The organism is Bradyrhizobium forestalis, from assembly GCF_002795245.1.
Taxonomy (GTDB): domain Bacteria; phylum Pseudomonadota; class Alphaproteobacteria; order Rhizobiales; family Xanthobacteraceae; genus Bradyrhizobium; species Bradyrhizobium forestalis.
In genome coordinates this window covers 71,599-80,527 of record NZ_PGVG01000024.1, presented here as the reverse complement: position 1 = coordinate 80,527, position 8,929 = coordinate 71,599, and the positions used below count along the sequence as shown (strand labels likewise).

General features: G+C 64.3%; 10 protein-coding genes. 8 read left to right on the top strand and 2 right to left on the bottom strand.

Annotated elements, in window-relative coordinates; genetic code table 11:
- The first annotated feature begins 71 nt into the window (after positions 1 to 71).
- From CVM73_RS25470 to CVM73_RS25460, 3 genes are all read left to right on the top strand, one after another.
- A complete protein-coding gene (locus tag CVM73_RS25470; RefSeq protein ID WP_100234582.1) occupies positions 72 to 620 on the top strand; it encodes a CreA family protein in 549 nt (182 codons plus the stop codon).
- A 619-nt stretch (positions 621 to 1,239) separates the two neighbouring features.
- On the top strand, positions 1,240 to 1,404 hold the full coding sequence (locus CVM73_RS40490; protein WP_167407042.1) for a hypothetical protein: 165 nt from the start codon (positions 1,240 to 1,242) through the stop codon (positions 1,402 to 1,404).
- Between the two features lie 33 nt (positions 1,405 to 1,437).
- Entirely contained in the window at positions 1,438 to 1,800 is a 363-nt protein-coding gene (locus tag CVM73_RS25460) for a hypothetical protein (protein WP_027576306.1), read from the top strand.
- A gap of 12 nt (positions 1,801 to 1,812) precedes the next feature.
- Here CVM73_RS25460 and CVM73_RS25455 read toward each other — a convergent pair whose 3' ends face one another.
- Together CVM73_RS25455 and pdxR are read right to left on the bottom strand one after the other, a co-directional pair.
- Positions 1,813 to 2,058: a DUF6719 family protein gene (locus tag CVM73_RS25455; protein ID WP_100234580.1), complete on the bottom strand. Its 246-nt coding sequence runs from the start codon at positions 2,056 to 2,058 to the stop codon at positions 1,813 to 1,815.
- A 67-nt stretch (positions 2,059 to 2,125) separates the two neighbouring features.
- Positions 2,126 to 3,613, bottom strand: coding sequence for a MocR-like pyridoxine biosynthesis transcription factor PdxR (pdxR, locus tag CVM73_RS25450; protein WP_100234612.1), 1,488 nt, complete (start codon positions 3,611 to 3,613; stop codon positions 2,126 to 2,128).
- Between the two features lie 75 nt (positions 3,614 to 3,688).
- Here pdxR and CVM73_RS25445 point away from each other — a divergent pair, with 75 nt between their 5' ends.
- The 5 genes from CVM73_RS25445 to kynU all read left to right on the top strand — a co-directional run bounded on the left by CVM73_RS25445 (position 3,689) and on the right by kynU (position 8,922).
- Complete coding sequence (locus CVM73_RS25445; protein ID WP_100234579.1) at positions 3,689 to 4,414, top strand: pyridoxamine 5'-phosphate oxidase family protein; 726 nt, start codon at positions 3,689 to 3,691, stop codon at positions 4,412 to 4,414.
- Between the two features lie 54 nt (positions 4,415 to 4,468).
- Positions 4,469 to 5,746 carry an ArgE/DapE family deacylase gene (locus CVM73_RS25440; protein ID WP_100234578.1) on the top strand — a complete coding sequence of 426 codons (1,278 nt, stop codon included), beginning with the start codon at positions 4,469 to 4,471 and terminating at the stop codon, positions 5,744 to 5,746.
- A 281-nt stretch (positions 5,747 to 6,027) separates the two neighbouring features.
- Entirely contained in the window at positions 6,028 to 6,837 is an 810-nt protein-coding gene (locus CVM73_RS25435; RefSeq protein ID WP_100234577.1) for an alpha/beta hydrolase, read from the top strand.
- A gap of 34 nt (positions 6,838 to 6,871) precedes the next feature.
- The gene (gene kynA / locus CVM73_RS25430) at positions 6,872 to 7,711 is read left to right on the top strand and encodes a tryptophan 2,3-dioxygenase (RefSeq protein WP_100234576.1); all 840 of its coding nucleotides are present in this window, start codon (positions 6,872 to 6,874) and stop codon (positions 7,709 to 7,711) included.
- Positions 7,712 to 7,719: 8 nt separating this feature from the next.
- Positions 7,720 to 8,922 (top strand): kynureninase, encoded by a 1,203-nt coding sequence (gene kynU, locus CVM73_RS25425; protein WP_100234611.1) that lies wholly within the window; start codon positions 7,720 to 7,722, stop codon positions 8,920 to 8,922.
- Positions 8,923 to 8,929: the final 7 nt, after the last annotated feature.

Sequence of the window (8,929 nt, the reverse complement as noted above, 5' to 3'; positions counted from 1 at the left end):
TTGACGCTCCGTCGCCTTCCTGATCGCCGCTCGCGTTCCTACATTGCGGGGACTTGTTACCGGAGAACTTCATGTCATCTCGTTTCCCTGGTCTTTCCAGCATCCGCTTGAAAGGCCTCGCTTTATTCCTCTTGGCTCTGGCCGCGCCAATGGCGTCAGCATCGGCCGCCGATGAGCCCGATCTGATCTTCCGCCGCTCCACCGTGTTCAAATGGATGAGCCCGAACGACAAGCTCGCGACCTATGGTCTCGACGATCCCGAAGTCGAGGGCGTCGCCTGTCATTTCACGGTGCCGGAGAAGGGGGGCTTCAAGGGCTGGCTCGGCCTTGCCGAGGAGGTCTCGGACATCTCGCTGGCCTGTCGCCAGGTCGGCCCGATCAAGTTCAAGCACAAGATGGAGCAGGGCGACGACATGTTCCGCCAGCGCCGGTCGCTGTTCTTCAAGAAGATGCAGATCGTGCGCGGCTGCGACGCCAAGCGCAACGTGCTGGTCTACATGGTCTATTCGGACAAGCTGATCGAAGGCTCGCCCAAGAACTCGACCTCGACCGTGCCGATCATGCCGTGGGGACCGGCGGACGCAAACGTCCAGAAGTGCGGCGAGTTCTTCACGCAGTGACGCGCTCGCGTTCACTCAGTGACGATCGCGCGGCTTCGCCAGATGCGAGCCGGTTAGCCGCACGAACATCTGCGGCGCGGCCTCGAAGCCGCGGCTCGATTGCAGCGCCATTGCGCCGGCGCTGCCGCGAATGGGTGGTTGATCTCCGCGGTCCGTCCGTGGATCCGCATCGCGCCGCGTTGTGCGATTTCCCGCCATCATGGTGGCCATCCCTCACGTGAATGCGCCCGATGATCCGGGCGTCTCGGTTTCGATGGCTTGGGTCGCTGCCGAACCACCCCCGGTTCGATTAGGATCCAGCCCTCGTTTGCCGTCCTCTTCAGCAGAAAAACGTAAAATGCATGTGAAGCGCGCGAGGCGGGAGCATGACGGCAGCTGTGCCAGGCGCGTGTCCACGCTGGCTCCGGAACTTGGCAGGCCACTTTGACCTGCAGCGAGACCTATCTGAAATGATTGGCATTTTCCGAGAATTGTTTCGTCCTCTCGAACGGGACGAAACAATTCTCACGAAGACGAAACCATTTTCAGCTTTTCGCGCATCACGCGCGAAACCGCCCATGGTTATCAGCGTCACAACGACGACGGCGCACCGCCGGCTACCGAATTGGGACACAAGATCATGCGCGCGCTCAGCTTCATCCTTGCTTTTGGTTTCGTGCTCGCCGGCGCCTCATTGGCGGGTTCGCCCGACGGCAATCTCCCTGGTGTCGGCACCTTCCAGTACAGCGGCTCGCCCGTCACGGTTCCGGCCGCGCAGTCGATCATGGTCGCCGCGCGCTTCTGACTTCACACAAGAAACAAGCCGGCAAAGGCCATCATGTTGCTTCGTCTCTGCGCCGCAGCGTTCGTGTCCCTTCTGACGATCAGTTCCGTTCAGGCGCAAGTGCGCGCACCCTCCAGGCTACCCGATCCCCGCAGTGAATTCGTGCGCCAGTGCGCTCCACGCATGCTCGGGCGTTGGGAGCATCCGGAGGAGGTCTGCGGCTGCCTGCACGATCATGCCGCCGCGGCCGTCGAGGACCGCGATCTGCGCGAAGCGCTGCTGCGCGGCATCAGCGAGACCGGCGTGCCCACCATCGAGACCGACTGGGTGCCGGCCTCCAAGCAGGGCGAGATCGGCCCGACCTTCACCAAGATCGCCAAACCGACGCTGCAGTGCATGTTCGATCCGGCGAAGTAGCTTCTCAAATCATCATTTCGATTTCGGCCCGTGTCGCGGCACGCAGGAGCTCGTGCGCGAGACTCCCTTGTCGGTCATCTTCGCGCCGCGCACTTCCTTGACCTGACCGGCGGGGCAGGTTCCGTCATCCACGAGCACACGCTGGCCGAGCTTCAGATCGCTGATGTCCTGCTCGCGTCCGATGGTGGCTGCCCGTGCCGTCGAGGCAAGCGCGATGGAGATCAGCAGCGAGAGGCAGGTCGCGTGGCGCAGCAGCATGATGTGAGGTCCCGGCATTGATACCGCAATCTAGGGAGCGGCGGGCGATTCTCATAGTGAAGCTTCGTCACGTCCGGCGGGGCGATCTTCCCTTTGCGGCCAACGCTGCACGCGATTCCCGCGCGAGACGTTCGGCGGAAGCCACGAGCTGTGGAACCGGGTGCCTGGAAAATCCCAGCACGAAGCCGGGCAGAGGGCGCCCGCGCGAATAGGTGTCGGCCAATAGCCAGCCTTCCGCGCCGGCCGCCTGCTTGGCATGCGCCGCCACCGATAGATCAACCCAGGGATCGAACCGGGCGACAAGATGCAGGCCTTGTGAGGGCACCGGCACCGAAAGCGCACCATCGGATGCGACTTCCAGCGTTTCGGCGAGCACATCGCGCGCCTCGCGATAGAGTTTACGCACCCGTTTCAGGTTCGCGGCGAACGCGCCGGAATTGAGCATGTCGGCCACCGCGCCCTCCATCAGCGTGCCCGGAAAGCGGTCGAGCGCCGCGCGCGCGGTCGTCACGTCCGTGATCAGCCGTTCGGGCAGGGCGCAATAGCCGATGCGCAGGCCCGGAAACAGCGTCTTGGCAAACGTGCCCAGGTAGATCACGCGCTGGAGGCGATCGATGCCGGCGAGCGACATCAGCGGCGCGCCGTCATAGCGGAACTCGCTGTCGTAATCGTCCTCTAGCACGAATGCGCCGGCTTGCCTCGCCCAGTCCAGAAGCTCGAGCCGTCGCGGCATCGACATCTGCACGCCAAGCGGAAATTGATGCGATGGTGTGACGTAGGCCGCGCGCGCGGACGGCGCCGCAATGCGGCCTTTGGCGACACGCATCCCGTGCTCGTCGACGGGGACAGGCACGGCGCGATAGCCGCAATGCGCGATGGTTTTTCGCGCGGCGGGGTAACCTGGGTCTTCACACCACACCTGGTCGTTGGGCTTCAGGATCGCACTCAGGACGATGCGCAGCGCGTGCAGCGTGCCCGATGTCAGCATGATCTGATCGGGGTCGCAGCGCAGTCCGCGCGCCGACAGCAGATGATCGGCGATCGCCGCACGCAGCTCGCGGCTGCCGCGAGGATCGCCATAATGCAGGTGCTCGGACCCGAACGCGCGCATGCGCCGGCCGACGAAAGCGCGAAAACGTTGCACCGCACGCTCGTCGATATGGGTGCAGCCGAGCGCGAATGCGCCTTGCCTCGGCGTTTCGACAACCACCTTCGGCTTGTTCGGCTCGGCCCCCCTCGCAGGGATACGTGCGGCGACGAACGTTCCGGAGCCGACGGTTGCGTCGGCAAAGCCGTCGGCGATCAGGCGCTCATAGGCGGTGACAACGGCGTTGCGCCGGAAGCGGGTCTGCCTGGCCAGCGTCCGCGATGGCGGCAGCGGCTCGCCCGGCTTGACGAGCCCGGACACGATCATCTCGCACAGCGCCTGGTACAGCCGGTGCGCCGCGGAGGCGCCTGGAGTGATGTGCGCCCCGGTAAGATCGAGCGGCAGCTCGGGCTTTGACGGAAAAGGAGGCTTGGCGGGCGCCGGAGAATTGGTCGGAATTTTTTGCATGGAATTGGCACTATCGCAGACCAAATCCATGACTACAACTGGCCTGGGATTGTTCCAATCCGAGCAGGAGCGGCCGTGAGCCAGACCGAGATCTCAAATTCCTATCCCACATCGGCGCGCAACCAGGTGAAGCGCCGGCACGACCGCGGCTTCTATGATCACGCTACGGTTCATCGCATCCTGGATTCCTCGATGCTGTGCCACGTCTCCTATGTGATCGATGGCCAGCCCTATTGCACGCCGACCTTCTTCTGGCGCGAGGGCACCAAGCTCTACTGGCACGGATCGAGCGCCAGCCGCATGTTGCGCAACCAGACCAAAGGTGAGCGCGTCTGTCTGACGGTCGCCCATCTCGATAGCCTCGTGCTGGCGCGCTGCGGCTTCAACCATTCCGCCGACTATCGCGCGGTCATGGCATTCGGCACGGCCTATCTCGTCACCGATCCTGATGAGAAGGAGCGGGCGGCGATCGCGATGGTCGATCGCTTCTTTCCGGATCGCACCGCTGGCCTGCGACAGAGCACTGCGCAGGAGATCAAGGCAACGTCGTTCATTGCGATGGAGATCGAGGAAGCCTCGGCCAAGATCCGCGCCAAGGGTGTCGCTGACGACGACGAGGACTACGCGTTGCCGATCTATGCGGAGCGCATTCCGGTCCGCACCGTGCTCGGCGCCCCGGAGCCATGCCCGCGCCTGCTCGACGGCGTGACCCGGCCTGCGACGCTGAATGGGTATTCGGAAGGCCGGCTGCTCGAAGATGCATTGCGGGATGCTTATTTTGTGGAGTACCCGAACGGCTGAAATCGGCTAGTTTGCGCACTCCTTGGGACCATTGGAATGTCTGGAGTCGCCCGAATGAATGCCGAAACGCAGCAGAGGATTCTTGACGCCGTCGACAACGGCTTCGAAGCTCAGCTTGCAACCACAAGCGATTTCGTTGCTATCCCTTCGACCCGCGGGGCAGAGGGGCCGTGCCAGGACATGATCGGCGACCTCCTGCGTGAACGCGGCTACGAGGTCGACGACTGGTACATCGATGTCGACGATTTGAAGGATCTGCGCGGCTTCGGTCCGATCGAGCACGACTTTTCGAAAGCGCGGTCCGTGGTGGGCACTTACCGTCCGCAAACCAATGGCGGCAAGTCGCTGATCCTGCAGGGGCACTGCGATGTGGTGCCGGCAGGTCCGCTGGAATTGTGGGATACCCCGCCGTTCTCACCCGTCATCAAGGACGGCAAGATGTTTGGCCGCGGTGCCTGCGACATGAAGTCGGGCACGATCGGCGCGCTCTACGCACTCGATGCGATCAAGGCCGCCGGCCTCAGGCCGACGGCGCGGATCCATTTCCAATCGGTGATCGAGGAGGAGAGCACCGGCGTCGGCGCACTCTCCACGCTGCAACGCGGCTATCGCGCGGACGCCTGCTTCATTCCGGAGCCGACCGGCGGCAAGATGGTGCGCTCCCAGGTCGGCGTGATCTGGTTCCGCCTGCGCGTGAAGGGGCACCCGACCCACGTCGCCTTCGCAGGCTCCGGCGCGAACGCGATCATGGCGGCGTATCACCTGATCCAGGCGCTGCAAAAGCTCGAGATCGAATGGAACGAGCGCGCCAAGGCCGACCGTCACTTCAAGACGCTCAAGCAGCCCATCAACTTCAACCCCGGCATCATCAAGGGCGGCGACTGGGCCTCGAGCGTGCCGGCCTGGTGCGACGTCGACTGTCGGATTGCCGTATTGCCGGGCTGGTCGATCGCCGATCACCAGAAGGAGATCATGGCTTGCGTTGCCGCTGCCGCGCGCAACCACCGCTTCCTCGCCAACAATCCGCCGGAAATCGAATGGTCGGGCTTCCTGTCGGAAGGCTATGAACTGACCGACGCGGCGGAGCCTGAGGCTGCGTTCGGCAAGGCCTTCAACAAGGTCTATGGCGGCATGCCAGAGGATCTCGTCTTCACCGCGCTGACCGACACGCGCTTTTACGGCCTCAACCACGGCATTCCGAGCCTCTGCTTCGGCGCCAGCGGCGGCGAGATGCATGGCTTCAACGAGTTCGTCGACCTGGACTCGCTGAAGAAGACGACCAAGGCGATGGCGCTGTTCATCGCGGAATGGTGCGGGGTAGAGCAGGCGTAGTTTGGTGTCCCGGACGCGGTGCAGCGCGCGGAGGATGCGAAGCGTCGTTCCGCGTGGCGCTCCGCAGAGCCGGGACCCATGTCGCCGCATGCACTGGACCCCGGTTCAGCAGCGCATCGTTGCACGCTGCGCCGCGCCCGGGGAACGCACCGGGCCAGTCGTCGCCTGCGCAATCGATGGGCTCCTCCCGAATCCTTTAAGCTTAAAAGAAAGACTAGGATGCCGTCCTGACCGGTGGCAGACTGGCGTCCGGTTCGCTGAACGGGTCCTCGGGAGCAACGATGCACGATTGGGATGACGCTTATGCCAATTCGGCCCATATCCCGGGCTCGGACAAGATGCCGGCGCTGTGGGCGGAGCGGGCGGCGGCCTACCGCGCCGGGCTGACGGAGCTTCGCCCCGACATCGCCTATGGCGCCGGCGAGCGCCAGAAGCTCGACCTGATCCTGCCCGACGGCGACAGCAAAGGCCTCGTCGTGTTCGTCCATGGCGGCTACTGGATGCGCTTCGACAAATCGACCTGGACGGATCTGGCCGAAGGCGCGCGGCATCATGGCTGGACGGTGGCGCTGCCGAGCTACACGCTGGCGCCGGCCGCGCGCATCTCCGATATCACCGCAGAAATCGCCGCCGCTGTCACCAAAGCGGCTGCGCTCGTCTCGGGGCCGATCCGGCTCGCTGGCCATTCCGCCGGCGGCCATCTCGTTACGCGCATGCTGTGCGACGACAGCCGGCTCGAGTCCGCTGTCTACAACCGCATCGCCGGCACGCTCTCGATCAGCGGCCTGCACGATCTGCGTCCGTTGCTCAAGACGAAGATGAACGAGACGCTGCGCATGATCATGGAGGAGGCGAGCCTCGAAAGCGCGGCGCTGCACCTGCCGCGGGGCCATTCGCCTGTGACCGCCTGGGTCGGCGGTGGCGAGCGCCCCGAGTTCATTCGGCAGGCCGACCTGCTGGCCAATGTCTGGACCGGTTTTGACGTGCTGACGCGCCTCGTGGTCGAGCCTGCGCTGAACCATTTCACTGTGATCGACGGGCTCAAGGATCCGTCGTCGCAGATCACCGCGCGCCTGATCGGCCTCGATTGACGAGGTCGGGAATGATCGATCGGGAGGACCAGCCATGACGTCCAGCGATTACGATCCCACAAGCGAAGGTGCCGAGACCGATTTCGCCCGGCGCATGTCTTACGGCGACTATCTGGCGCTCGATTCGATCCTCGGCGCGCAGCATCCGCTGTCGGAAGCGCATGACGAGATGCTGTTCATCATCCAGCATCAAACCACGGAGCTGTGGATGCGGCTCGCCATCCACGAGCTCAGCGCCGCGCGCCGTGCGATCTCGCGCGATGAGGTGCAACCCGCGATGAAGATGCTGGCGCGGATGTCGCGCATCTTTGAGCAGCTCAACAACGCCTGGGACGTGCTGCGCACCATGACGCCCAGCGAGTACACGCGCTTCCGCTCCCAGCTCGGCCAGTCCTCGGGCTTCCAGTCGCGCCAGTACCGGCTGATTGAATTCCTTCTCGGTAACCGCAACCACGCCATGCTGAAGCCGCACGCGCACGATGCCGAGACGACCAAGCTGCTCGAAGCCGAACTCGGGACGCCAAGCCTCTATGACGAGGTGCTGCGGCTCGCCGACCGCAACGGGCTCAAGATGCCTGCGGCGGTGCTGGCGCGCGATGTTCGCGAAACCCACAGCTTCAACGAAGGCGTGCTGCAGGCCTGGCGTATCGTCTACGAGGCGCCGGAGACGCACTGGATGCTCTACGAACTGGCCGAGAAGCTGGTCGATTTCGAGGACTATTTCCGCCGCTGGCGCTTCAACCACGTGACGACGGTCGAGCGCGTCATCGGCTTCAAGCGCGGCACCGGCGGCACCGGCGGCGTCAGCTATCTCAAGCGCATGCTCGAGATCGAGTTGTTTCCCGAACTCTGGCGCGTGCGTACGATTCTGTAGGGATGTCCATGACTAGGCTTCGCGTCTACGACGACACCAGAGCGTTGTTCCATTTGCCTGACGGCGTGATCTATCTCGACGGCAACTCGCTTGGTGCGCTGCCGCTGGGCGTTGCCGAGCGCGTCAATCGCGTGATCACCGACGAGTGGGGCAACCAGCTGATCCGCGCCTGGAATACCGCCGGCTGGTATGTCCAGCCGCGCCATGTCGGCGATCGCATCGCGCGACTGATCGGTGCCGAAGTGGGCTCTGTGATGGTGGGCGATACGCTGTCGCTGAAAGTCTACCAGGCGCTCGCGGCCGCGCTCGACATGAACGCGTCGCGCAAGGTGATCCTGTCGGACACCGGCAATTTCCCGACCGATCTCTACATGGCCGAGGGTCTGATCGCGACGCTCGGGCGCGGCCATCAACTGCGTCTGGTGGCGCCGGAGGAGATCGAGGCCGCGTTGTCGGGGGAGATCGCCGTCCTCTACATCACCGAGGTCGACTACCGCACCGGCCGCCGCCATGACATGGCGGAGCTGACCGCGAAAGCGCATGCGCTTGGCATCGTCACGGTCTGGGATCTCGCCCATTCCGCCGGTGCGCTGCCGGTTGATCTCTCCGGCTGCGGCGCCGATTTCGCCGCCGGCTGCACCTACAAATATCTCAACGCCGGTCCCGGGGCGCCAGCTTTCCTCTACGTCGCGCCGCGCCATGCCGATAGCGCTCGCGCCGCGCTGTCGGGGTGGATGGGCCATGCGAAGCCGTTCGCGTTCGAGATCGCCTATGCGGCGGCTGGCGGCGTCGAACGCATGCGCGTCGGCACGCCGCCGGTGCTGGCGATGGCGGCGCTGGAGGCCTCGCTCGACATCTGGGACAGGGTCGACCTCAACGAGGTTCGCGCGCGATCGCTGGCGCTCGGCGATCTTCTGATTGCGGAGGTCGAACGCCGCTGCCCGCAGCTCAAACTCGTTACTCCACGCGCGCATGATAACCGCGGCTCGCAGGTCTCCTTTGCCTTCGATGGCGGCTATGCCGCCATGCAGGCCCTGATCGCCCGCGGCGTCATCGGCGATTTCCGTGCACCAGATATCATGCGCTTTGGGATTACGCCGCTGTACATCGGCGAAACCGAGATCGTGCGGGCGGCGGAGATCATCGAGGAGGTGATCAGGGGTGAGGTCTGGCGGAGGCCGGAATACCAGGTGGTGAATGCGGTGACGTGAGCAAGGT

What these genes read in the sequence shown, in the direction of transcription:
- kynU (WP_100234611.1), top strand. Translation starts at nt 7,720, where the DNA reads ATGACTAGGCTTCGCGTCTACGACGACACCAGAGCGTTGTTCCATTTG.
- pdxR (WP_100234612.1), bottom strand. Translation starts at nt 3,613, where the DNA reads ATGCAAAAAATTCCGACCAATTCTCCGGCGCCCGCCAAGCCTCCTTTT.
- CVM73_RS25470 (WP_100234582.1), top strand. Translation starts at nt 72, where the DNA reads ATGTCATCTCGTTTCCCTGGTCTTTCCAGCATCCGCTTGAAAGGCCTC.
- CVM73_RS25455 (WP_100234580.1), bottom strand. Translation starts at nt 2,058, where the DNA reads ATGCTGCTGCGCCACGCGACCTGCCTCTCGCTGCTGATCTCCATCGCG.
- CVM73_RS40490 (WP_167407042.1), top strand. Translation starts at nt 1,240, where the DNA reads ATGCGCGCGCTCAGCTTCATCCTTGCTTTTGGTTTCGTGCTCGCCGGC.
- CVM73_RS25440 (WP_100234578.1), top strand. Translation starts at nt 4,469, where the DNA reads ATGAATGCCGAAACGCAGCAGAGGATTCTTGACGCCGTCGACAACGGC.
- CVM73_RS25435 (WP_100234577.1), top strand. Translation starts at nt 6,028, where the DNA reads ATGCACGATTGGGATGACGCTTATGCCAATTCGGCCCATATCCCGGGC.
- CVM73_RS25460 (WP_027576306.1), top strand. Translation starts at nt 1,438, where the DNA reads ATGTTGCTTCGTCTCTGCGCCGCAGCGTTCGTGTCCCTTCTGACGATC.
- kynA (WP_100234576.1), top strand. Translation starts at nt 6,872, where the DNA reads ATGACGTCCAGCGATTACGATCCCACAAGCGAAGGTGCCGAGACCGAT.